A 21115-nucleotide genomic window follows, 5' to 3' on the forward strand; every position below is an offset into this window, starting at 1 on the left:
ATGCGGCCGCGGCGGCGGCAGGTCTCGGATTATCGCGTGGTGGCCGCAGCCCACTGCTTCCAGAGACCCTGCACTTCTGTTTCGAGTTCCGCGAGCGTCAATGACTCGTTGAAAACGACCGCGTCCGCGGCAGCCCGGCGCAGCCGGCGCGGTGCCTGCTGGGCGATCACCGCATCGACCGCGTCGGGCGTCCAGCCCGAGCGCGCGACGACGCGCTTGCGCTGGGTGGCTTCGGTGGCGTCGACGACCAGCACCCGGTCCACGATCGCGCGCCAGCGCCCGGATTCGACGAGCAGCGGCACATCGAACACCACCACGGCGTTTTCGCCTGCGGCCGCGGCCTGGCGCTGGGTTTCCGTGCCGATCAGTGGATGCAGGATGGATTCGAGCCGGCGCTTGGCGCCCGCATCGGCGAACGCGATCTGGCGCATGGCGGCCCGGTCGAGGCCGCCGTCCGGCGCGATGACGCTGCGGCCGAATGCGGCCTCGAGCGCCGGCATCGCAATACCGCCGGCTTGCGCGATGCTGCGAGCGATCGCGTCGGTGTCGACCAGCACGGCGCCCTGGGCAACCAGCAGCCCGGCCACGGTGCTCTTGCCGCTGCCGATGCCGCCCGTCAGGCCGATGCGCCGCACCATGCGTGGCGTCAATGGATCAGCGCGCCGAGAGGGAACGCGAAGGGGACCCATTGCCTCACGAGTTCTGGACCGATCACCAGGCACACGAGGCCTGCTCCGGCCAGGAAGGGGCCGAAGGCGATCGGGATGTCCTTGTGCGCCAGCTTGCCGACGAAACGCAGGGTGAGGCCGATCACGGCGCCCACCAGCGAAGACACGAGGATGATGGCGATGAGGTAGTCGGCCCCGAGCCAGACGCCCAATGCTGCGAGCAGTTTGAAGTCCCCATAACCCATGCCCTCCTTGCCCGTGACGAGGCGGTAGGCATGGTACACAAGCCAGAGGCTGAGGTAGCCGAACACGGCGCCCCACACGGCCGAACTCAAGGCCACGCCGGTCCAGCCCATGGCTGCGCCGACGAGGCCGAGCCAGAGCAGGGTGTAGTTCAACGAATCAGGCAGGAACTGGGTGTCGAAGTCGATCAGGAACTGGCAGATCAGCAGTGCGGCGAACGCTGCCCACAGCGCGCCGGTCGGCGTAAGGCCGAAACGCCAGCCGCACAGGGCGAAAAGAGCGCCGGTGACCAGTTCGACCAACGGATAGCGCGGGCTGATCGAAGTCTTGCACGACGCGCAGCGGCCGCGCAGGAACAGGTAGCTCAGGACAGGGATGTTCTGGTACCAGCGGATCTTGTGGCCGCAGGCGCCGCAGCGCGAGGCGGGGCGGGTGAGGTCGAACGGCGGAAGCTTCTCGATGGCAACGGCGGCCTTGTCTGCTGCCGCCTCGAGTCCCTCGGGCGGTGTGGCCTTCGGACCGAAGACCAGCGACCAAAGCGAGGGCACATCCTTCGACGTCATCAGGTTGGCGACGGCATCGGACAGCCACTCGCGGTACATCATGACCGGTGTGCGATAGATCACGACATTCAGGAAGCTGCCGATCAATAGCCCCAGCACGCCGGCGAGGACGGCGTCGAACCCTTGCGAAACCGGCATCAGACGACTTGGCCGAGCTTGAAGATGGGCAGGTACATGGATACCACGATGCCGCCGATGATGGTGCCGAGGAACACGATGATGATGGGTTCCATCAGGCTGGAGAGACCGGCCACCATGTCGTCCACTTCGGATTCGTAGAAGTCCGCCGCCTTGCCCAACATGTGGTCGATGGAGCCGGATTCTTCGCCGATGGCGGTCATCTGGATCACCATCGAGGGGAAAAGATTGACGTTGGTCATGGCCGCAGTGAGGCTGGTGCCGGTCGAGACCTCCTGCTGGATCTTGGCCGTGGCATCGCCGTAGACGGAGTTGCCCGAAGCGCCTCCCACCGAATCCAGGGCCTCGACCAGGGGCACGCCGGCAGCAAACATCGTGGCAAGCGTTCGCGTCCAACGTGCGATACAGGATTTTTCAATCAGCGTGCCAAAAATCGGAATGCGCAGAACCAGACGGTCCATGAACTTTTGCATGCGCTCGTTGCGTTTCCACGCCTGCATGAAAAAGTAGAGCCCACCACCGATGCCTCCGAAGATCAGCCACCAGTAAGACACAAAGAACTCGCTCATGGCCATCACGAACAGTGTCGGGGCGGGCAGGTCAGCGCCGAACGACGTGAAGACCTGCTTGAAAGCGGGAATCACGAAGATCATGATGATCGCGACCACGATGAATGCGACGACCACCACCGAGGTCGGATACATCAATGCCGACTTGATCTTGGACTTGATCGCCTCGGTCTTCTCCATGTAAGTGGCAAGACGATCCAGCAGATCCTCCAGGATGCCGGCCGCCTCGCCTGCTTCCACCAGATTGCAGTACAGGTTGTCGAAGTACTTGGGGAACTTGCGGAAGGCAGCCGAGAGGGATGTACCTGTCTCCACATCGCTGCGGATATCGTTGAGCAACTTCGCAACGCTGGCATTCGCATTGCCGCGTCCAACGATGTCGAAGGATTGAAGCAATGGAACGCCAGCCTTCATCATCGTCGCCAATTGGCGCGTGAAGATCGCGATGTCCTTTGGTTTGATGGCCTTGCCCGAACGCATGCGGCGCTTTTTGATCTTGGAGGCAAGTACACCCTGGCGTCGCAGCGCAGCCTGCACCTGATTTTCGCCCGCGGCCCGAAGTTCACCGCGCACCAGCTTGCCGTTGCGGTCCTTGCCTTCCCACTCGTACACAAATTCCTTGTGCGTGACCTGGGAGGAGCGGGGGGATGCCACTGTTGCCATTCGATCTCCGGTATTCAGTGTTTGTTATTCATTGGTGCAGGCCACCACTTCTTCGAGTGAGGTGAGGCCCTGCCTGACTTTTTCGAGGCCCGACTGGCGCAGCGAACGTACGCCCTCGGCTTCGGATTGCTGCGCGATGTCGAGCGCACTGCCATCGCGCAGGATGATTTCCTGAATGGCCTCGGTGATCGGCATCACCTGATAGATGCCTACCCGGCCCTTGTAGCCGCTGCTGCACGCAGAGCAGCCGACCGGGCGATAGGGTTTCCAGGTGCCGTCCAGATCCGATTCCTTGAAGCCAGCCTCAAGCAGCGCTTCACGCGGAATGTCGATCGGCACACGGCACACGGTGCACAGCCGCCGTGCCAGTCGCTGTGCAGTGATGAGAATCACGCTCGATGCGATGTTGAACGGCGCGATGCCCATGTTGCGCATGCGTGTGAGCGTGGTCGGCGCGTCATTGGTGTGCAGCGTCGAGAGCACCAAGTGCCCGGTTTGTGCAGCCTTGATCGAGATGTCAGCGGTTTCCAGGTCGCGGATTTCGCCGACCATGATGATGTCGGGATCCTGGCGCAGAAAGGCTCGCAGTGCCGTGGCGAAGGTCAGCCCGGCCCGTTCATTGACGTTGACTTGGTTGACGCCCGGCAGGTTGATTTCGGATGGGTCTTCCGCTGTCGCGATGTTGACGCCCGGCTGATTCAGCAGGTTCAGGCAGGTGTAGAGAGACACCGTCTTGCCGGAGCCCGTGGGTCCGGTCACAAGCACCATGCCGTAGGGGCGGCCGATCGCATGAAGGAGGCGTTCCTTTTCGATGGCGTCGTAGCCCAGCGCGTCGATGCCCATGCGCGCACTGCTCGGGTCAAGAATACGAACCACGATCTTCTCGCCGAACAGCGTGGGCAGCGTGCTCACACGAAAGTCGATCACGCGGTCCGGCCCGATCTTGAGCTTCATGCGGCCGTCCTGCGGCACGCGTTTCTCGGAGATGTCGAGCCGGGAGATGACCTTGATGCGGGATGCCAGCTTGTCCTTGATGACCGTGGGCGGACTCGCGATTTCTCGCAACTCGCCGTCGACCCGGAAGCGCACTCGGTAGTGATGCTCGTAGGGCTCGAAGTGAATGTCCGAGGCCCGCATGCTGACGGCGTCGAGCAGCATTTTATGCAGAAAGCGCACCACCGGCGCATCTTCGACCTCGGCGACGGCCTGCTCGCTGACATCGCCTGATGTATCCGCACTGACGTCGTCGAACTCAAATTCGCTGCCGACGATGCTGTTGATGGTCTCCGCCGCACTTGCTGCGGCGGCTTCGATCATTCTCGAGAGCTTGTCGTACTCCGCGATGACCCAGTCGACCCCCATCTGGGAGGCGAACTTGATCTTCTCGGCCGCCTGCTGGTCCGACGGATCGGCCGTTGCAACAATGAGGCGGTTATTGCGCTTGCTGAGGACGACGATGCGGTATGCGAGGCACAGCTTCGGGTCGAGCAGATCCTTGGGCAGGCGCTGGTGATCGATCGCATCGAGATCGAGCAGCGGGGCGCCGAAGGCGGTGGAAAGCGTGTGGGCGAGGTCCGCTGCCGAGACGGCGCCGGTGCCGGTCAGTTCGGCGATGAAGCTCGTGCGGCCGCTCAATGACTTTTGATAAATGTCCTCGGCGATCTTCGCGGGCAGTTTGCCGGCCGAAACGAGAGCACGCGCCAAGCCCGGGAGGGCAATTTGCGAGAGTTCTTTAACTGGAAGTTCGGCAGCGGCCATTCAGCGAATGCAAAAGATGTGAGAAAGTGCTTCACGATCATCGCTCATCGCTCCTGTGCTGTAAATCGCTACACAGCAACAGGCATGGCCATTATTTATGCCAGCCAAAGGCTGGTCGGGGTGAGAGGATTCGAACCTCCGGCCTCTACGTCCCGAACGTAGCGCTCTACCAGGCTAAGCTACACCCCGATTGGTTGCAAGAAAAAGAAGTCGTCCTAGATGCCAACTCTTGTGAGGTGTTTCAGGCACGTCGCTCAAGCAACTGAGCCGCCAATTGTAGCAAACCAGAGGCATGCGAATTGGAGGGGAGGTCGCGCAAAGCATCGATTGCGCGTTTTGCCTCGGCTGCCGCAGCCGCACGGGACGCATCCAGCGCACCGGTTTCGCGAACAATCTCCACCACCTTGCCCAGCTGAGCTGTATCGCCAGCCTCGATGGCGGCGCGAACCAACCCGCTTTGCGCCGAAGTGCCGCGCTGCATGGCAAAGATAAGAGGCAACGTGGTCTTGCCTTCGCGGAGGTCGTCGCCGACGTTCTTTCCGGTTTCCTGGGCGTCGCCTGCGTAATCAAGAACATCGTCGATCACCTGGAAGGCGGTGCCCAGTGCCTGTCCGTAAGTGGCGCAGGCTTCCTCGACTTCCGGCGTGACGCCGGCCAGCACGGCGGCAAGCCGAGTGCTGGCTTCGAAAAGCTTGGCTGTCTTCGAGCGGATCACGCGCAGGTACGCCGTTTCGTCCAGTGATGCGTCGTGCATGTTCATCAACTGAAGCACTTCGCCCTCGGCAATCACGTTGGTTGCTTCGGCCAGGATTTCCATCACACGGATGTTGTTTGCATCCAACATCATCTGAAATGCGCGCGAGTACAGAAAGTCGCCGACTAGGACACTGGCCGGATTGCCGAACGATTCGTTGGCGGTTGCGCGACCACGTCGCAGCGTCGATTCATCGACCACATCGTCGTGCAGCAAAGTGGCGGTGTGAATGAACTCCACCACGGCGGCAAGATTGAAGCGCTGCTCACCCGTATAGCCCAGCGCGCCCGACATCAGCAGCAGCAGCGCTGGCCGCAGGCGCTTGCCGCCGGCGGAGATGATGTATTGAGAGACTTGGCTGACAAGAGGCACGCCCGTGTTTAGGCGGCGCGCTATCACGCGGTCGACTTCGACCATGTCGCCGGCAATCAGGTCCAGCACGGTGGCGGTGGGGGAGGTGTCGGCGGCGGGGACTGGCAAAGCGGAGGCGCGGGGGCGCTGCTGAAGATGAGGGCGGCCCAGGGGCCGGAAGGCGCAAATTATAGGGAGGGTCGTCTGGTTGCTTGGGTTCCGCGGAGGCGATGGGTGTTAGCGGGCGCAAACCGCGCTATAATCTTGGGCTCTGCGGAATTCGCCGTGGGGACTCATTTCTAAGAGGTTATACATGTACGCGGTCATAAAAACCGGTGGCAAGCAGTATCGCGTTGCTTCCGGCGAAAAAATTAAAGTAGAACAGATTGCTGCGGACGTAGGCCAGGAAATCGTGATCGACCAGGTTCTGGCCGTCGGAAACGGCGCTGAAATCAAGGTTGGTACGCCCCTGGTGTCCGGCGCAACGGTGACAGTCACGGTACTGTCGCACGGCAAGCACGACAAGGTCGGCATCTTCAAGATGCGCCGTCGCAAGCACTATCAGAAACGTCAAGGCCATCGCCAGCAGTTCACCGAACTGCAAATCGGCGCGATCGCCGGCTAAGGAGCACATTCCATGGCACAGAAAAAAGGCGGCGGCTCAACGCGAAACGGGCGCGATTCCAAGCCCAAGATGCTCGGCGTGAAGGCTTTTGGTGGCGAATTGATCAGCGCAGGCTCGATCATCGTGCGCCAGCGCGGCACCCAGTTCCACCCCGGCGTGAACGTCGGCGTGGGCAAGGACCACACGCTGTTTGCCCTGGTCGACGGCCATGTGTCGTTCGGTCAGAAGGGTGCTCTGAACAAGCACACGGTCAACGTGACCCCCGCGGCGTAAGCCTCGCAGTCACTTTGATCACCCGAGGCCCCGCATTGCCGGGGCTTCTTCATTTGTAAACTGGACATCCCATGAAGTTCGTCGACGAAGCCTTCATCGACATCGCCGCCGGCGATGGCGGCAACGGCTGCGTGTCGTTCCGTCATGAGAAGTACAAGGAATTCGGCGGCCCCAACGGCGGCGACGGCGGCCGCGGCGGCCACGTGTTCGCAGTGGCCGACTCGAACCTCAACACCCTGGTCGATTTCCGCTATTCGCGACGGCACGAAGCCAAGCGCGGCGAGCACGGCATGGGGTCCGACATGTTCGGCGCGGCCGGCGACGACATCACGCTCAAGGTGCCGGTCGGCACGATCATCAGCGACGCCGAGACGGGCGAAGTGCTGTACGAGCTCCTGACCGAAGGCGAGGTCATCACCATCGCCAAGGGCGGCGACGGCGGCTTCGGCAACATGCGCTTCAAGAGCGCGATCAACCGCGCCCCGCGCCAGAAGACGCCCGGTTGGCCCGGTGAAAAGAAAAGCCTGAAGCTCGAGCTGAAGGTGCTTGCCGACGTCGGCCTCCTCGGCATGCCGAACGCGGGCAAGTCGACGCTGATCAGTGCCATCTCGAACGCGCGCCCCCGCATCGCGGACTATCCCTTCACCACCCTGCATCCGAACCTCGGCGTCGTGCGCGTCGGCCCGGAACAAAGCTTCGTGGTGGCCGACCTGCCCGGCCTGATCGAAGGCGCGTCCGAAGGCGCTGGCCTCGGTCATCTCTTTCTGCGCCATCTCCAACGCACGCGGCTGCTGCTGCACGTGGTCGACATGGCACCGTTCGACGATGCCGTCGACCCGGTCGCCCAGGCCAAGGCCATCGTGGGCGAGCTGAAGAAATACGATGCTGCGCTGTATGACAAGCCGCGCTGGCTGGTGCTGAACAAGCTCGACATGGTGCCCGGCGACGAGCGCGCAGCACTGGTCAAGGACTTCGTCAAGCGCCTGCGCTTCAAGGGCCCTGTGTTTGAAATATCGGCGCTCACGCGCGAGGGCTGCGAGCATCTGGTGCAGGCCGTCTACCAGCAGGTCAAGGCCCAGCAGGTGGCCGAGCAGGTGCCGGTCGAGGTCGATCCCCGCTTTGTTCCGCTGCCGCCCGATCCGGCCTGAGTGCGGTATGGCATCTGGCATCGAAAATCGATGCCCTTCCATAGATAGCAAAATCAGCAGCATTCACGACCGCGACACGCCTCAATGACCTCGAATTCCGGATCCACTGCCTTGCGGGATGCCCGCCGTATCGTCGTCAAGGTGGGCTCCAGCCTCGTGACCAACGAGGGGCGCGGTCTTGACGAGGCGGCCATCGGCGAGTGGTGCCGGCAGCTCGCGCAGCTGGTGCGCGACGGGCGCGAGGTCGTGATGGTGTCCAGTGGTGCCATTGCCGAAGGCATGAAGCGGCTCGGCTGGCGCACCCGTCCGCACGAAATCCACGAGCTCCAGGCCGCTGCGGCAGTCGGCCAGATGGGCTTGGCCCAGATGTACGAGACCAAGCTGCGCGAGAACGAGATCGGCAGCGCCCAGGTCCTGCTGACCCACGCCGACCTGGCCGACCGCGAGCGCTACCTCAATGCGCGCTCGACGCTCGTCACGCTGCTGCGCCTGGGGGTGGTGCCGGTCATCAACGAGAACGACACCGTCGTCAACGACGAGATCAAGTTCGGCGACAACGACACGCTCGGTGCGCTCGTGGCCAACTTGGTCGAGGCCGATGCACTGATCATCCTGACGGACCAGAAGGGCCTCTACACGGCCGATCCGCGCAAGGATCCGGACGCGAAGTTCGTGCACGAAGCGGCAGCCGGCGACCCGGCGCTCGAGGCCATGGCCGGCGGTGCGGGCTCCAGCATCGGCCGCGGCGGAATGATCACCAAGATTCTGGCCGCCAAGCGAGCCGCCGGCTCGGGTGCGTCGACCGTGATCGCCTGGGGTCGCGAGGCCGATGCCCTGTTGCGCCTGACGCGCGGCGAGGCCATCGGCACGCTCCTGGTGGCGCAGACGGCCAAGCACCAGGCGCGCAAGCGCTGGATGGCGGACCACCTGCAACTGCGCGGCGCCGTCGTCGTCGACGCAGGAGCTGCGGCCAAGGTGCGCGGCGAGGGCAAGAGCCTGCTACCGATCGGCATGACGGGCGTGTCGGGCGAGTTCTCGCGCGGCGACGTGATCGCAGTGCGCGATGCAGAGGGCGTCGAGCTGGCCCGAGGCCTGGCCAACTATTCGAGCGTCGAGGCGCGGCTCCTGTGCCGCAAGCCGTCTGCCGAATTCGAGCGCCTGCTGGGCTACGTCGCGGAGCCCGAGATGGTTCACCGCGACAACATGGTGCTGATGCCCAGCTGATCGCCAAAAGAAAAACGGGGCCCAAGGCCCCGTTCGTTCATCTCGGCGTTGCTTTGCTCTTACTGCACTTCGCGAACCGGATTGCGAATGTTCTGCACCATCTCACCGACCGAGCTGCGCGGTGCGTTGCCGCGGCAGATGCCTTGGCTGGACAACGCCATCGTATAGCGCGAATTCAGGTCCTTGATGCGCTTCCATTCCTGCTTCGTCACTTCCTGCCATGCGCCGCTGTTGTAGCGCGCGTAGCTTTTCATCTCGGCGGTCGAGCAACGCACGCCTTCGTAGAAAGCGTTGACGGCACCACCGCTGCGGTTGCTGGCCACCACCACGTAGCGCACGATGCCGTCAGGCGTGATCGTGATGGTTCCCGGGTCGATGGCGAACTTCAAGCTCATGTAGGGGGGCATCTCGATCGGCAGCAGACGGCTTTCGCTGAAGGCCGGCGGCGGTGGGGCCGCGGACTCTTCCCATTCCTTGTCCGTTTCGGACCGCTTTGGCGGAGGCGCTGAACCCGCTTGCGCCCAGTCGGGGTTGTCGGTGTCGTACTTGCCAGAGGCACAGCCAGCAAGGATGCCGAAGCACGCAAGCAGCAGGATGCGCTCAGCGTTGCGTCGGAAAGAAGGGCGCTTTGCCGTGCGTGTCGTTGGGAAGAGGAGGTTCATCGCTCGCAGAAGGAATGTCGGGATGCGGATCGAAACTGCCGCCGGGCGGCAAGTCGAGACCCGCGGGCGCTCCGGAGTCCAGCGAATGGCGCTCGAATTCTCGGGCGCGCACGTTGCTGCGCAGGAAGCGGTTGCGGAAATCCTGCCGTGGCAGGTAGCGAGCAAGCTCGGTGAGCGCCATCTCGTAGACGCCGCGCTTGAACTCGACGACAACGTCGAGCGGCACCCAGTAGTCATGCCAGCGCCATGCGTCGAATTCAGGATGGTCGGTTGCACGCAGGTTGAGATCCCAGTCGTGTCCGACGAGTTGCAGCAAATACCAGATTTGTTTCTGGCCCTTGTAGTGGCCCCGTGCGTCACGGCGGATGAACCGATCCGGCACCTCGTAGCGCAACCAGTCGCGGGTACGGGCCACGATGCGCACATGCTCCGGGTGGAGCCCCACTTCCTCGTGCAGTTCCCGGAACATGGCCTGCTCGGGACTTTCGCCGCGGTCTATGCCGCCTTGCGGAAACTGCCAGGAATGCGTGCGTATGCGTTTGCCCCAGAAAACCTGGTTTCTCTGGTTGAGCAGGATGATGCCGACGTTGGGCCTGAAGCCGTCCCGGTCGAGCATAATCAAACCCCAATTTTTGAACTGAGTCGATTATGCATGCCGGGTTGTCCTCGGCAAGCTGCGATGCAGGCTCTCAGGGTCTCTCCGGGGGAGCAGTTCCCCACTTCCGAACCTCGAATCCAGCGAATCCATCACCCACCGATCCCGATGAAAGCTTCCCGATTTTTTGTCTCCACCCTCAAGGAAGCGCCCGCCGATGCCGAGGTGGCGAGCCACCGGCTGATGATGCGGGCCGGCATGATCAAGAAGCTCGGCACGGGCATCTACACCTACATGCCCATGGGACTGCGCGTGATCCGCAAGGTCGAGGCCATCGTGCGGGAAGAAATGAACCGCGCCGGCGCCGTCGAGCTCACGATGCCGGTGGTCCAGCCGGCCGAGTTCTGGCAGGAGACCGGCCGCTTCGAGAAGATGGGCCCCGAGCTCTTGCGCATCAAGGACCGGCATGATCGCGACTTCGTCATCCAGCCGACCAGCGAAGAGGTGGTGACCGACATCGCGCGCCAGGAAATCCGCAGCTACAAGCAGCTGCCGAAGAATTTCTACCAGATCCAGACCAAGTTCCGTGATGAACGCCGTCCGCGCTTCGGCCTGATGCGCGGGCGCGAATTCATCATGAAGGACGCCTACAGCTTCGACCGCGACCTCGACGCGGCCAAGGCCAGCTACCAGGTCATGGCACAGGCGTACCGCAACATCTTCGACCGCTTCGGCCTGCGCTACCGCGCTGTCGCGGCCGACAGCGGCGCCATCGGCGGCGACCTGAGCGAAGAATTCCAGGTGATCGCCGCCACCGGCGAAGACGCCATCGTCTACTGCCCCGACAGCAATTACGCCGCCAACATGGAAAAGGCCGAGGCGCTCGCCCCGGCCGGTCCGCGTCCTGCGGCCGCCAAGGCACTCGAGAAGACGCCGACGCCGGGCAAGAGCACCTGCGCAGACGTGGCCGAACTGCTTGGCGTGCCGCTTTCGACCACCATCAAGTCGCTGGTGCTGGCCACCGATATCCTCGATGAGGCCGGCAACCCGAAGGGCTCGCAGGTCTGGCTGCTGCTCCTGCGCGGCGACCACGACATGAATGAGATCAAGGTCAGCAAGGTGCCGGGCCTGGACCAGGGCTTCCGCTTCGCCACGCTTGCCGAGATCGACGAGCACTTCGGCTGCAAGCCCGGCTACCTCGGCCCGCTGAACCTGAAGAAGCCCGTCAAGCTCGTCGCCGACCGCGAGGCCGCCGTGCTGGCCGACTGGATCACCGGCGCCAACGAAGTCGACTTCCACATGACTGGCGTCAACTGGGGGCGCGACCTGCCCGAGCCGGAAATCGTGGCGGACCTCCGCAATGTGGTGGCGGGCGACGCCTCGCCCGACGGCAAGGGCGTGCTGGCCATCGAGCGCGGCATCGAGGTCGGCCACGTCTTCGTGCTCGGCACCAAGTACAGCAAGGACATGAACGCCACCTACCTCGACGAAGGCGGCAAGCCCCAGTTCCTCGAGATGGGCTGCTACGGCATCGGCATCACCCGCCTGCCGGCCGCCGCCATCGAGCAGAACCACGACGAGCGCGGGATCATCTGGCCCGACGCGCTGGCGCCGTTCACCGTGGTGGTCTGCCCGATCGGCATGGACCGCAGCCCCGAGGTCAAGGTCGCGGCCGAGGCGCTCTACGAAGAGTTGCTCGCCAAGGGCGTCGACGTGCTGCTGGACGACCGCGGCGAACGCCCCGGCGCGATGTTCGCCGACTGGGAACTGATCGGCGTGCCGCACCGCGTGGTCATCTCCGATCGGGGCCTGAAGGAAGGCCAGCTCGAATACCAGCACCGCCGCGATACGGCGGCGACGAAGGTGCCGTCGGCCGGCATCGCCGACTTCATCGCCGGCAAGCTCGCCGCATGAGCTTCCCCGGCCGTTGCAACGACGACCCAGGGGCCGCCGCCGCGGCGGATGGCATGGCCATCTCGCGGCGCAAGTGCCTTGGCGTTGCCGCGGCTTCGGGCGTCCTGTCGCTGACGGCGTTGCCGCAGGTCGCCTTCGCCGGTGCCCAGATCGAAGAGCCCCTGATCGACTCGGTGCGCACCGCGCTGAGTTCGGCCATCCACAACAAGGCGCCGCCGGTACCCGAATTCACGACCACCGAGGCGCGCCTGGCCTACCTGCGCTGGCTTGGCGAAATGAGCGAGCGGCTCAAGAAGAAGATCGCAGACTGGCCTTCGCGCAAGGAATTCCTGCAGACCATCTGGTACGAAGCCAAGCGCTCGGGGCTCGATGTGAGCCTGGTGCTCGGGCTGGTTCAGGTCGAGAGCAACTTCCGCAAGTTCGCCGTGTCGAGCGCCGGTGCGCGGGGCTACATGCAGGTCATGCCGTTCTGGACCCGCGTGATCGGCGACAGCGACCCGGCCAAGCTCTTCCACATGCAGACCAACCTGCGCTTTGGCTGCGTGATCCTGCGCCACTACCTCGACCGCGAGAACGGTGACCTGTACATGACCCTCGGCCGCTACAACGGCAGCCGCGGCAAGTCGCCGTACCCGAACGCCGTGTTTGCGAACCAGCGGCTCTGGGCCTACGACGACAAGGCGCGGGAACGCGAGCGGGATCGCGAACGCGACCGTTCGGCAGCTTGAATCTCTGTTTCAGGAATACCGCGGAACCGGCTTCGCCTGGCCGGAAACGGCCGAAGCGACAGGCTAGGTTTTTGTGACCATGACCTGGTCGATGCGATAACTGTCGACGTCCATCACCTCGAAGGTGTAGCCGCCCCAGGCGACGCTGTCCGTCCGCTTGGGCACGCGGCGCAGCATCACCATCAAAAAGCCCGCAAGCGTCTCGTATTCGTCCGCATGCGGCAGCTCGTCGATGTGCAATGCGCGCTGCACATCCTGGATCGGCGTGATGCCGTCGATCAGCCACGAGTTCTCGTCGCGCTTCACGATCTGCTCCTCGTCGGGCATGGAGACGAGGTCGCCCATCACCGTGCTCATCACGTCGTTGAGCGTGATCACGCCCACCACGAGGCTGTACTCGTTGACGATGATCGCGAAGTCCTCGTGCGCCTGCTGGAACTGCTCCAGCACCTCGGTCAACGAGAGGCGGTCGGGAATCACCAGCGCCTTGTGCAGCGTGAGGCCCTGGTCGAAGGCGAGCGGCTGGCCGCTGAGCACGCGCTGGAACATGTCCTTGGCATCGACATAACCGAGCACGTGGTCGATGTCCCCGTCGCACACCGGGTAGGCGGAGAACGGTTCGGCCACGATGCGCGCGCGCAGCACCGATTCGGGGTCGTCGTGCAGGAACCAGGCGATGCTGTCGCGCGCCGTCATCACGCTGCTCACGAGCCGCGTGTCGAGCTCGAACACGTTGGCGATCACCTGCTGCTCCCGCACCGCCAGAACCCCGGCCCGCGCACCGGCCTCGGTCATCGCGAGGATGTCGGCCGAGGTGATCTTGTCGTCCCGCGCCATCGGCATGCCCAGCAGCTTGAACAGCAGGTCGGTGCAGCGGGTGAAGAACCACACCAGCGGCTTGAAGGTGGTGATCAGCACCAGCATCGGCCCGACCATGCGCACCGCGATGCGCTCCGGGTCGCTCATGCCCAGGCGCTTGGGGAACAGGTCGGCGAACACCAGGAACACCGCGATCACGATCACGAAGGAGCAAAGGAAGGCCACATTGGCAGACGCCTCCACGCTCAGCCAGCTCTCGAAGAAACGCGCGAAATAGGGGCTGAGCGAGCCCTCACCCACGACGCCGCCGAGGATCGCCACCGCGTTGAGGCCGATCTGCACCACGGTGAAGTAGTGGCCGGGCTGCTCCTGCACGCGCAGCACGCGCTCGGCGCGCGCATCGCCTTCGTCGGCCATCTGGCGCAGGCGAAGGCGCCGCGAGGCGGCCAGGGTGATTTCGGCAAGAGAGAAGAACGCGCTCATCGCGATCAGCAGGACGATGATGAGCAGGCTTTGGGTGAGAGTCATGGTGGCACGTCGAAGAGTGCCATGGTGCCATGACTCGGCCCGCGAAAAACCCTCAGACGCCGCCGTGCGGATGGGTCGGGTCGACCCACAGGACCGATTCGGGTTTCTCTACAGGCTCGATGTCGAGATTCACCGCCACCGCCTCGCCGTCGCTGCGGCACAGCACGCATTCGAGCGTCTCGGTCGCGCTGGCGTTGATTTCCTGGTGCGGCACATAGGGCGGCACGTAGATGAAGTCGCCCGGGCCGGCCTCGGCGGTGAATTCGAGTTTCTCGCCCCACCGCATGCGGGCCCGGCCGCGCACGACGTAGATCACCGATTCGAGGTGCCCGTGGTGATGGGCGCCGGTCTTGGCATCGGCATGGATGGTGACCGTGCCGGCCCAGAGTTTCTGCGCGCCCACGCGGGCGAAGTTGATGGCGGCGGCCCGGTTCATGCCGGGCGTCTGCGCCGTGTTGACGTCGAGCTGGTTGGCGCCGATCACGCGCACGCCGTCGTGCTTCCAGGCCGGGGCGGCGTCATCGCCATCGCCATCGCCTGGATGGTCATGCGAGTGGCCGTGGTCCGCGTGATCGTGGCTCATGGCGGGCCCCGAGAAGAATCAGGCGGGGTTGCCGTTCAGCACCTGTTGCAGCTCGCCCGACTCGTACATCTCCATCATGATGTCCGAGCCGCCGACGAATTCGCCCTTGACGTAGAGCTGGGGAATGGTGGGCCAGTTGCTGTATTCCTTGATGCCCTGGCGGATGCCGTCGTCCTCGAGCACGTTGACGGTCTTGAGTGTCTTGGTGTCGACGCCCACGGCCTTGAGGATCTGGATCGCGCGGCCCGAGAAACCGCACATCGGGAAGCTGGCATTGCCCTTCATGAAGAGCACGAGGTCGTTGGTTTTGACGAGGTCGTCGATGCGTTGCTGGGCGTCGGACATGGGGACTCCTGAAAAGTGGGGGCTGAGGGGATTATTTCACCGTGCGCCAGATTCCGCCCGAGCAGCGCTGGATGCCTGCCAGGTCGTCCCGGCTTTGGACTTCGGCAAAGCCGCGGGTTTCGAGCAGTTGGCGCACGGCGGCGGCCTGGTCGTGGCCGTGCTCGAGCAGCAGCCAGCCGCTGTCGGCGAGGTGGTCGGGGGCGTTCTGGACGATCTGGCGAATGTCGTCGAGGCCGTCCGCGCCCGCGATCAGCGCGGAGGACGGCTCGTGCTTCAGCGCCGGCAGATGCGGGTCGTCGGCGGCGATGTACGGCGGATTGCTGGCGATGACCGTGTAGCCGCCGGCGGCACCGTCAAGCCAGTGGGCCTGGGCGAAACGCACAGGCAGTCCGAGGCGCCGGGCGTTGGCTTCGGCGACCGCGAGCGCGTCGGCGCTGGCATCGACCGCATCGACCTGCGCATCCGGGCGCGCATGCTGCAGCGCCAGCGCGATCGCGCCGCTGCCCGTGCCGAGGTCGAGCACGCGCAGTGCGGCGCGGCCTTCGAGACATTGCAGGGCCCAATCGACCAGCGTTTCGGTGTCCGGGCGCGGCACCAGCACCCGCGCATCCACCTGCAGGTCGAGGCCGTGGAATTCCTTCGTGCCGAGCAGATAGGCCACCGGCTCGCCCGCCAGGCGGCGCGACAGTTGCGCCGCGAGCGCCGCCCATGCGGCATGGGACATGGCATCGGTGTCGTGCGCGAGCAGCCAGGCGCGGTCGTGCGGTGCACGGCCCAGCGCGTGCAGCAGCAGCAACTGGGCATCGAGGCGATCGACCCCCAGGGCGACAGCCGCAGACAGCGCCTGTGCCACGGTGGACGGTGCAGTGGCGTCGGTCATCACGCCGGCAGGCTCGATTCCAGCTCGGCCAGCTGCTCGGCCTCGCGGGCGGCGCGCAGGGCGTCCAGCACGTCGCCCAGGTCGCCTTCCATGATCGCCAGCAGCTTGTAGAGCGTGAGGTTGATCCGGTGGTCGGTGAGCCGCCCCTGCGGAAAGTTGTAGGTGCGGATGCGGTCCGAGCGGTCGCCGCTGCCGATCAGGCCCTTGCGCATCGCCGCGTCCTTGGCGGCGCGCTCGCTGCGGTCTTTTTCCTGGATGCGCGCCGACAGCACCTGCAGCGCCTTGGCCTTGTTGCGGTGCTGGCTGCGGTCGTCCTGGCACTCGGCCACGATGCCGGTCGGGATGTGCGTGATGCGCACCGCCGAGTCGGTCTTGTTGATGTGCTGGCCGCCCGCACCGCTCGCGCGGTAGGTGTCGATGCGCAGGTCGGCGGGGTTGATCTGCACCGCCACGGCCTCGTCGGGCTCGGCCAGCACGGCCACCGTGCAGGCGCTGGTGTGGATGCGGCCCTGGGTCTCGGTGGCCGGCACGCGCTGCACGCGGTGGCCGCCCGACTCGAAGCGCAGGTGGCCGAAGACGTCGTCGCCCACGATGCGGATCACCACTTCCTTGTAGCCGCCGAGTTCGCTCTCGCTCTCGCTCACGACTTCGCAGCGCCAGCCGGCGCGCTCGCAGTAGCGCGTGTACATGCGCAGCAGGTCGCCCGCGAACAGGGCCGATTCGTCGCCGCCTGTGCCGGCGCGGATTTCCATGAAGGCGTTGCGCGCGTCGTCGGGGTCTTTGGGCAGCAAGAGGCGTTGCAGTTCCTCTTCGAGCTGCACCAGCTCGGCTTCGGCACCCGCGATTTCCTCACGCGCCATTTCGGCCATGTCGGGGTCGTCGAGCATTTCCTTCGCGCCGGCGATGTCGGCCTCGCGCTGCTTGTAGCGCTCGTAGCGGCCAGCGATCTGCGTGACCTCGGCGTGCTCGCGCGAGATGGTGCGGTACTGCGCCATGTCGCTCATGATGTCTTCGCGCGAGAGCAGGAAGTCGAGCTCGCCAAGGCGCTGGACGTAGCGTTCGAGTTGATGACGCAGAAAGGATTTCACGGAAGAAGGAGCTCGAAAAATGGGGGATGAATGCCGCATGCAGCGGCAGGGCGCAGGAAGACCGCGGCACGCAGGGCCGGGCCGCTGACGAGCGTCGCTAACGCTCTTTGCGCAGGAACAGGCGCGAGATGGTCTGTGCCGTCTGCTCCCGCGATGCGGCATCGCCCGAATGCAGCTCGGCCATGGCGCCGTGCATCATTTTCTGCGTGAGCCCGCGCGACATCGCCTCGAGCACCGCATCGACCGATTCGCCCTTGGCCAGGAGCTTGCGGGCGCGCGCCATCTCGGCGGCGCGCCATTCGTCGGCCTGCGCATTGAGCTGCTGGATCAACGGCACCGTGCTGCGCTGGCCCAGCCAGTGCATGAAGCTCTGCACGCCCGCATCGATGATGACTTCGGCCTGCGCCACCGCGGCCTGGCGGTTGGCCTGGCCCTGCTGCACCACGTGCGCGAGATCGTCCACGGTGTAGAGGTAGACGTCTTCCAGCGCCTTCACCTCGGGCTCGATGTCCCGCGGCACAGCCAGATCGACCATGAAGATCGGGCGGTGCTTGCGCGCCTTGAGCGCGCGCTCGACGGCGCCCAGGCCGATGATCGGCAGCGTGCTCGCGGTGCAGCTCACCACGATGTCGAATTCGGCCAGCCGCGCCGGCAGGTCGGCCAGCCGCATTGCCTCGCCGCCGAAGCGCGTGGCGAGCTTTTCGCCGCGCTCCAGCGTGCGGTTGGCAATGGCAATGGACTTCGGCTCCTTGGCCGCGAAGTGCGTGGCCGCGAGATCGATCATTTCGCCCGCGCCGACGAACAGCACGCGCGTCTTGCGCAGGTCTTCGAAGAGTTGTCCGGCCAGCCGCACGGCCGCGGCGGCCATGCTGATCGAGTGCGCGCCGATCTCGGTGGCGGTACGCACTTCCTTCGCGACGGCGAACGAGCGCTGGAACAGCTGGTTGAGCGTGGTGCCCAGGGCGCCGACGTTCTCGGCCGCGCGCACCGCATCTTTCATCTGGCCGAGGATCTGGGCCTCGCCGAGCACCATCGAATCGAGCCCGCTGGCCACGCGAAAGACGTGGCGCGCAGCCTCGTCGTCGTGCAGGGTGTAGGCGTGGGAGCGCAGCAGGGTGGGGGCGACGCCGCCGCTCTCGGCCAGCCAGCCGAACGTGTGGTCGAGCGCGATGTGTTCGGAGGCGCAGTAGATCTCGGTGCGGTTGCAGGTCGAGATGATCGCGGCCTCCACCTGGGGGTGGCGGCTGCTGGGGAAGGAGCTGCGCAGGCTCTGCAGCGTCGGGGCGATCTGGTCGAGCGCAAACGCAAAACGACCGCGCAGATCGAGCGGCGCGGTCGTGTGGTTCAAGCCAAGAGCCCAGACAGACATGGGCGTGATTATAAAATCAGCAACCGCACCAGGCTTGACGAGGGACAAATGGCTTTCCCTATGACAGCCATAACCCTCGCCGCATGTTCGCGGCCCGCCCGATGGACCTTTCGGCCCTCCTGAACCACTTGCTCAATTTCGTCGCACCCGCGGCCTTCGTCGCCCTGGTGCTGGCCGCCGTGGCACGTTTTCTCGGTGGGCGCAGCACCGGCGCGCCGCGCTGGTGGGTGCAGTGGGCAATCACCTTTGGCGCCGGCGTGCTGGTCCTCGTCGCGGGCCTGGTGGTGTTCGGCCGCGATGGCGTGATGACGACCTATGCCGCGCTGGTGGCGGTCTGCGGCACCATGCAGTGGCTCGCCATGCGCGGTTGGCGCCGCTGAAAAACAACAGGTAAAAATAACAGGTTCAGCCGATGCGGCGAACCATGTAGACCGCATCGCCGGGGTAAGTCGCGAGCCGCCCCTGCTGCGCTGGGCCGTCCGGCTGCGTCGCCACATAGCCCTGCCGCTCCCAGAAACCCATCGACGCCTGCACCGACACCAGCGTCGATTGCCGCCAGCCGGCCTCTGCCGCGTGCTCCCACGCATGCCGCACGAGCCGCGGCCCGAGGCCCAGGCCTGAAGCGGCCGGGTGCACCGCCAGGTCATGCAGGTACAGCGCGTCGGCTTTCGATGCGACCTCGAACTCGCCATGCAACGCCGTGAGCTTGCCGGCGATCGAGGGATAGGCCGCCAGATAGGCCCTGACTTCCCCGTCCTGTCCGGCCACCCACCCCGTCTCCGGCGCCGCGGCCAGCCGCCGCGCGATCAGCGCACCGTCTTCCACGAAGCCCGCGCCGTAGCAGGCGAGCTGGATCGCGAGCACCGCGTCCAGGTCGTCCGCATGCATCGCACGCACGAAGACGGCACTTGCCACCATCAGGCCAGCAGCAGCTTGTCGTCGTCGAGCTTTTCGCCGCGCGTCTGCTCGAACATCCGCAGCAGATCGGGCACATCGAGGCCCGAGCGTTCCGGCCCGGCCACGTCGAGGATCACCTGCCCCTCGTGCAGCATGACGGTGCGCGAACCGTAGTCCAGCGCCTGTCGCATGCTGTGCGTCACCATCATCGCGGTGAGCTGGCTGCCTTCGACGATCTTCGCGGTCAGCTCCAGCACGAAGGCGGCGGTCTTCGGGTCGAGCGCGGCGGTGTGCTCGTCCAGCAGCAGGATGCGCGAAGGCTTGAGCGACGCCATCAACAGGCTCACCGCCTGCCGCTGCCCGCCCGAGAGCAGGCCGATGCGGTCGGCCAGCCGGTTTTCCAGCCCCAGCTTCAGGATCGACAGCTTTTCGCGGAACAACTCGCGCAGGCTCCGGTTGAGCGAGAAGCCGAAACCCCGCCGCTCGCCGCGCTTCCACGCGAGCGCCATGTTCTCCTCGATGGTCAGCGCCTCGCAGGTGCCGGCCATCGGGTCCTGGAACACACGGGCCACCATGCCCGAGCGCTGCCAGGCGTTCAGGCGCGTCACGTCCTTGCCGTCGATCTCGATGCTGCCCTTGTCGACGATCAGGTCGCCGCTCACCGCATTGAGAAAGGTCGATTTGCCCGCGCCGTTCGAGCCAATCACGGTGACGAACTGGCCCGTCGGGATTTCCAGGCTGAGCCCGCGCAGTACGCGGTTCTCGATCGGCGTGCCCGGGTTGAAGGTCATCTCCAGGTTTTGAGCGCGCAGCATCAGTTTTTCCCCTTGAAGAGGCCGCCCAGCTTGCGCTTGTAGGCGGGCACCAGCAGCGCGAACGCGACCAGCACGGCGGTCACCAGGTTCAGGTCCTGCGCCTGCAGGCCCATGAAATCGGTGTTGAGCGCCATCGCGATGAAGAAGCGGTAGAGCAGCGCACCCAGCACGCAGGCCAGCGTGGTGATCACCATGCTGCGCGCGGGCAGCAGTGTCTCTCCGATGATCACCGCCGCCAGGCCGATGACGATCGTGCCCACGCCCATCGAGATGTCCGCCGTGCCCTGGCTCTGCGCGAAGAGCGCGCCGGCCAGCGCCACCAGCGCGTTGGAGAGGGCCAGCCCCGCCATCGTGTGGAAGTCGGTCGAAATGCCCTGGGCCCGCGCCATGCGCGCATTGCCGCCGGTGGCGCGCATTGCGAGACCCGATTCAGAGGCGAAGAACATGTCGACCAGGATCTTCGCGACGATCACGATCAACAGCAGCAACAGCGGCTTGGCCCATTGCTCCGGCATGCCGCCGAAGTCGACCATGGTGAACACGGTGGGCTCGGTGATGAGTGCCACGTTGGGCTTGCCCATCACGCGCAGGTTGATGGAGTACAGCGCGATCATCACCAGGATGCTCGCGAGCAACTGCATGATCTTGAGCTTGACGTTGAGCCAGGCCGTGACCCAACCGGACGCGGCGCCGGCGACACAGGCGACCGCGGTGGCGGCGGCCGGGTTCCAGCCCAGAACGATCAGCGTCGCGGCCACGGCGGCGCCCAGCGGAAAGCTGCCGTCCACCGTGAGGTCGGGAAAATTGATGATGCGGAACGACATGAAGACGCCCAACGCGACCAGTCCGAATATCAGACCGATCTCGATGGCGCCCAGCGAAGCGATGAGCGACATAAGGAAAAAGAAGCGGGCT

23 protein-coding genes and 1 tRNA gene are annotated in these 21115 nt (G+C 65.0%); 7 read left to right on the forward strand and 17 right to left on the reverse strand.

Going from position 1 to position 21115, the window contains the following annotated elements; translation table 11 throughout:
- Positions 1-29 precede the first annotated feature (29 nt).
- The 6 genes from coaE to J2W23_RS09440 form a co-directional block, all read right to left on the reverse strand.
- On the reverse strand, positions 30-638 hold the full coding sequence (gene coaE / locus J2W23_RS09415) for a dephospho-CoA kinase (RefSeq protein ID WP_176659842.1): 609 nt from the start codon (positions 636-638) through the stop codon (positions 30-32).
- A gap of 8 nt (positions 639-646) precedes the next feature.
- Positions 647-1612, reverse strand: a complete 966-nt coding sequence (locus J2W23_RS09420) for a prepilin peptidase (RefSeq protein WP_307648533.1) — start codon at positions 1610-1612, stop codon at positions 647-649.
- Positions 1612-2844: a type II secretion system F family protein gene (locus J2W23_RS09425; protein WP_307648534.1), complete on the reverse strand. Its 1233-nt coding sequence runs from the start codon at positions 2842-2844 to the stop codon at positions 1612-1614. The genes J2W23_RS09420 and J2W23_RS09425 overlap by 1 nt, the downstream gene beginning before the upstream one ends.
- A 24-nt stretch (positions 2845-2868) precedes the next feature.
- Positions 2869-4602, reverse strand: coding sequence for a type IV-A pilus assembly ATPase PilB (gene pilB / locus J2W23_RS09430; protein WP_307648535.1), 1734 nt, complete (start codon positions 4600-4602; stop codon positions 2869-2871).
- A 112-nt stretch (positions 4603-4714) separates the two neighbouring features.
- Positions 4715-4791 (reverse strand) — tRNA-Pro (locus J2W23_RS09435).
- 52 nt (positions 4792-4843) lie between these two features.
- The gene (locus tag J2W23_RS09440) at positions 4844-5836 is read right to left on the reverse strand and encodes a polyprenyl synthetase family protein (RefSeq protein ID WP_307648536.1); all 993 of its coding nucleotides are present in this window, start codon (positions 5834-5836) and stop codon (positions 4844-4846) included.
- A gap of 184 nt (positions 5837-6020) precedes the next feature.
- Between J2W23_RS09440 and rplU the strand changes: the two genes are divergently transcribed.
- From rplU to proB, 4 genes are all read left to right on the forward strand, one after another.
- Positions 6021-6332 (forward strand): 50S ribosomal protein L21, encoded by a 312-nt coding sequence (gene rplU / locus J2W23_RS09445; RefSeq protein ID WP_042578903.1) that lies wholly within the window; start codon positions 6021-6023, stop codon positions 6330-6332.
- Between the two features lie 12 nt (positions 6333-6344).
- The gene (rpmA, locus tag J2W23_RS09450) at positions 6345-6605 is read left to right on the forward strand and encodes a 50S ribosomal protein L27 (protein WP_081267930.1); all 261 of its coding nucleotides are present in this window, start codon (positions 6345-6347) and stop codon (positions 6603-6605) included.
- Positions 6606-6676: 71 nt separating this feature from the next.
- On the forward strand, positions 6677-7753 hold the full coding sequence (gene cgtA, locus J2W23_RS09455; RefSeq protein WP_176659377.1) for an Obg family GTPase CgtA: 1077 nt from the start codon (positions 6677-6679) through the stop codon (positions 7751-7753).
- An 84-nt stretch (positions 7754-7837) separates the two neighbouring features.
- Positions 7838-8977 (forward strand): glutamate 5-kinase, encoded by a 1140-nt coding sequence (gene proB, locus J2W23_RS09460; protein ID WP_176659378.1) that lies wholly within the window; start codon positions 7838-7840, stop codon positions 8975-8977.
- Between the two features lie 59 nt (positions 8978-9036).
- Here the strand turns inward: proB and J2W23_RS09465 are convergent, their stop codons facing one another.
- Both J2W23_RS09465 and J2W23_RS09470 read right to left on the reverse strand, forming a co-directional pair.
- The gene (locus J2W23_RS09465; protein ID WP_176659379.1) at positions 9037-9639 is read right to left on the reverse strand and encodes a CNP1-like family protein; all 603 of its coding nucleotides are present in this window, start codon (positions 9637-9639) and stop codon (positions 9037-9039) included.
- The gene (locus J2W23_RS09470; protein ID WP_176659843.1) at positions 9578-10255 is read right to left on the reverse strand and encodes an RNA pyrophosphohydrolase; all 678 of its coding nucleotides are present in this window, start codon (positions 10253-10255) and stop codon (positions 9578-9580) included. The genes J2W23_RS09465 and J2W23_RS09470 overlap by 62 nt, the downstream gene beginning before the upstream one ends.
- A 147-nt stretch (positions 10256-10402) precedes the next feature.
- Between J2W23_RS09470 and J2W23_RS09475 the strand changes: the two genes are divergently transcribed.
- Both J2W23_RS09475 and J2W23_RS09480 read left to right on the forward strand, forming a co-directional pair.
- Positions 10403-12148 (forward strand): proline--tRNA ligase, encoded by a 1746-nt coding sequence (locus J2W23_RS09475; RefSeq protein ID WP_307648537.1) that lies wholly within the window; start codon positions 10403-10405, stop codon positions 12146-12148.
- A 53-nt stretch (positions 12149-12201) separates the two neighbouring features.
- A complete protein-coding gene (locus J2W23_RS09480) occupies positions 12202-12876 on the forward strand; it encodes a lytic transglycosylase domain-containing protein (protein WP_176659844.1) in 675 nt (224 codons plus the stop codon).
- Between the two features lie 63 nt (positions 12877-12939).
- Here the strand turns inward: J2W23_RS09480 and J2W23_RS09485 are convergent, their stop codons facing one another.
- The 6 genes from J2W23_RS09485 to hemA all read right to left on the reverse strand — a co-directional run bounded on the left by J2W23_RS09485 (position 12940) and on the right by hemA (position 18488).
- A complete protein-coding gene (locus J2W23_RS09485) occupies positions 12940-14223 on the reverse strand; it encodes a hemolysin family protein (RefSeq protein ID WP_307648538.1) in 1284 nt (427 codons plus the stop codon).
- Positions 14224-14275: 52 nt separating this feature from the next.
- Complete coding sequence (locus J2W23_RS09490) at positions 14276-14806, reverse strand: cupin domain-containing protein (protein WP_307648539.1); 531 nt, start codon at positions 14804-14806, stop codon at positions 14276-14278.
- Positions 14807-14824: 18 nt separating this feature from the next.
- Complete coding sequence (gene grxD, locus J2W23_RS09495) at positions 14825-15151, reverse strand: Grx4 family monothiol glutaredoxin (protein ID WP_176659383.1); 327 nt, start codon at positions 15149-15151, stop codon at positions 14825-14827.
- 31 nt (positions 15152-15182) lie between these two features.
- Positions 15183-16031 carry a peptide chain release factor N(5)-glutamine methyltransferase gene (gene prmC, locus J2W23_RS09500; RefSeq protein WP_307648540.1) on the reverse strand — a complete coding sequence of 283 codons (849 nt, stop codon included), beginning with the start codon at positions 16029-16031 and terminating at the stop codon, positions 15183-15185.
- Entirely contained in the window at positions 16031-17119 is a 1089-nt protein-coding gene (gene prfA, locus J2W23_RS09505; RefSeq protein WP_176659385.1) for a peptide chain release factor 1, read from the reverse strand. The genes prmC and prfA overlap by 1 nt, the downstream gene beginning before the upstream one ends.
- 97 nt (positions 17120-17216) lie before the next feature.
- The gene (gene hemA / locus J2W23_RS09510; RefSeq protein WP_176659386.1) at positions 17217-18488 is read right to left on the reverse strand and encodes a glutamyl-tRNA reductase; all 1272 of its coding nucleotides are present in this window, start codon (positions 18486-18488) and stop codon (positions 17217-17219) included.
- 101 nt (positions 18489-18589) lie between these two features.
- Between hemA and J2W23_RS09515 the strand changes: the two genes are divergently transcribed.
- Positions 18590-18868: a hypothetical protein gene (locus tag J2W23_RS09515; RefSeq protein WP_307648868.1), complete on the forward strand. Its 279-nt coding sequence runs from the start codon at positions 18590-18592 to the stop codon at positions 18866-18868.
- Positions 18869-18893: 25 nt separating this feature from the next.
- On the opposite strand, the gene J2W23_RS09520 is transcribed toward J2W23_RS09515, so the two are convergent.
- The 3 genes from J2W23_RS09520 to J2W23_RS09530 are packed head-to-tail and all read right to left on the reverse strand — an operon-like array spanning position 18894 to position 21096.
- The gene (locus J2W23_RS09520) at positions 18894-19406 is read right to left on the reverse strand and encodes a GNAT family N-acetyltransferase (protein ID WP_307648541.1); all 513 of its coding nucleotides are present in this window, start codon (positions 19404-19406) and stop codon (positions 18894-18896) included.
- Positions 19406-20200, reverse strand: a complete 795-nt coding sequence (locus J2W23_RS09525) for an ABC transporter ATP-binding protein (protein WP_307648542.1) — start codon at positions 20198-20200, stop codon at positions 19406-19408. Before J2W23_RS09525 ends, J2W23_RS09520 begins: the two co-directional genes overlap by 1 nt.
- The gene (locus tag J2W23_RS09530) at positions 20200-21096 is read right to left on the reverse strand and encodes an ABC transporter permease (RefSeq protein WP_307648543.1); all 897 of its coding nucleotides are present in this window, start codon (positions 21094-21096) and stop codon (positions 20200-20202) included. The genes J2W23_RS09525 and J2W23_RS09530 overlap by 1 nt, the downstream gene beginning before the upstream one ends.
- Positions 21097-21115 lie beyond the last annotated feature (19 nt).

It is taken from the genome of Variovorax boronicumulans, from assembly GCF_030812215.1.
Taxonomy (GTDB): Bacteria; Pseudomonadota; Gammaproteobacteria; order Burkholderiales; family Burkholderiaceae_C; genus Variovorax; species Variovorax boronicumulans_C.

What these genes read in the sequence shown, in the direction of transcription:
- coaE (WP_176659842.1), bottom strand. Translation starts at nt 638, where the DNA reads ATGGTGCGGCGCATCGGCCTGACGGGCGGCATCGGCAGCGGCAAGAGC.
- J2W23_RS09420 (WP_307648533.1), bottom strand. Translation starts at nt 1,612, where the DNA reads ATGCCGGTTTCGCAAGGGTTCGACGCCGTCCTCGCCGGCGTGCTGGGG.
- J2W23_RS09425 (WP_307648534.1), bottom strand. Translation starts at nt 2,844, where the DNA reads ATGGCAACAGTGGCATCCCCCCGCTCCTCCCAGGTCACGCACAAGGAA.
- pilB (WP_307648535.1), bottom strand. Translation starts at nt 4,602, where the DNA reads ATGGCCGCTGCCGAACTTCCAGTTAAAGAACTCTCGCAAATTGCCCTC.
- rplU (WP_042578903.1), top strand. Translation starts at nt 6,021, where the DNA reads ATGTACGCGGTCATAAAAACCGGTGGCAAGCAGTATCGCGTTGCTTCC.
- rpmA (WP_081267930.1), top strand. Translation starts at nt 6,345, where the DNA reads ATGGCACAGAAAAAAGGCGGCGGCTCAACGCGAAACGGGCGCGATTCC.
- cgtA (WP_176659377.1), top strand. Translation starts at nt 6,677, where the DNA reads ATGAAGTTCGTCGACGAAGCCTTCATCGACATCGCCGCCGGCGATGGC.
- proB (WP_176659378.1), top strand. Translation starts at nt 7,838, where the DNA reads ATGACCTCGAATTCCGGATCCACTGCCTTGCGGGATGCCCGCCGTATC.
- J2W23_RS09465 (WP_176659379.1), bottom strand. Translation starts at nt 9,639, where the DNA reads ATGAACCTCCTCTTCCCAACGACACGCACGGCAAAGCGCCCTTCTTTC.
- J2W23_RS09470 (WP_176659843.1), bottom strand. Translation starts at nt 10,255, where the DNA reads ATGCTCGACCGGGACGGCTTCAGGCCCAACGTCGGCATCATCCTGCTC.
- J2W23_RS09475 (WP_307648537.1), top strand. Translation starts at nt 10,403, where the DNA reads ATGAAAGCTTCCCGATTTTTTGTCTCCACCCTCAAGGAAGCGCCCGCC.
- J2W23_RS09480 (WP_176659844.1), top strand. Translation starts at nt 12,202, where the DNA reads ATGGCCATCTCGCGGCGCAAGTGCCTTGGCGTTGCCGCGGCTTCGGGC.
- J2W23_RS09485 (WP_307648538.1), bottom strand. Translation starts at nt 14,223, where the DNA reads ATGACTCTCACCCAAAGCCTGCTCATCATCGTCCTGCTGATCGCGATG.
- J2W23_RS09490 (WP_307648539.1), bottom strand. Translation starts at nt 14,806, where the DNA reads ATGAGCCACGATCACGCGGACCACGGCCACTCGCATGACCATCCAGGC.
- grxD (WP_176659383.1), bottom strand. Translation starts at nt 15,151, where the DNA reads ATGTCCGACGCCCAGCAACGCATCGACGACCTCGTCAAAACCAACGAC.
- prmC (WP_307648540.1), bottom strand. Translation starts at nt 16,031, where the DNA reads ATGACCGACGCCACTGCACCGTCCACCGTGGCACAGGCGCTGTCTGCG.
- hemA (WP_176659386.1), bottom strand. Translation starts at nt 18,488, where the DNA reads ATGTCTGTCTGGGCTCTTGGCTTGAACCACACGACCGCGCCGCTCGAT.
- J2W23_RS09515 (WP_307648868.1), top strand. Translation starts at nt 18,590, where the DNA reads ATGGACCTTTCGGCCCTCCTGAACCACTTGCTCAATTTCGTCGCACCC.
- J2W23_RS09520 (WP_307648541.1), bottom strand. Translation starts at nt 19,406, where the DNA reads ATGGTGGCAAGTGCCGTCTTCGTGCGTGCGATGCATGCGGACGACCTG.
- J2W23_RS09525 (WP_307648542.1), bottom strand. Translation starts at nt 20,200, where the DNA reads ATGCTGCGCGCTCAAAACCTGGAGATGACCTTCAACCCGGGCACGCCG.
- J2W23_RS09530 (WP_307648543.1), bottom strand. Translation starts at nt 21,096, where the DNA reads ATGTCGCTCATCGCTTCGCTGGGCGCCATCGAGATCGGTCTGATATTC.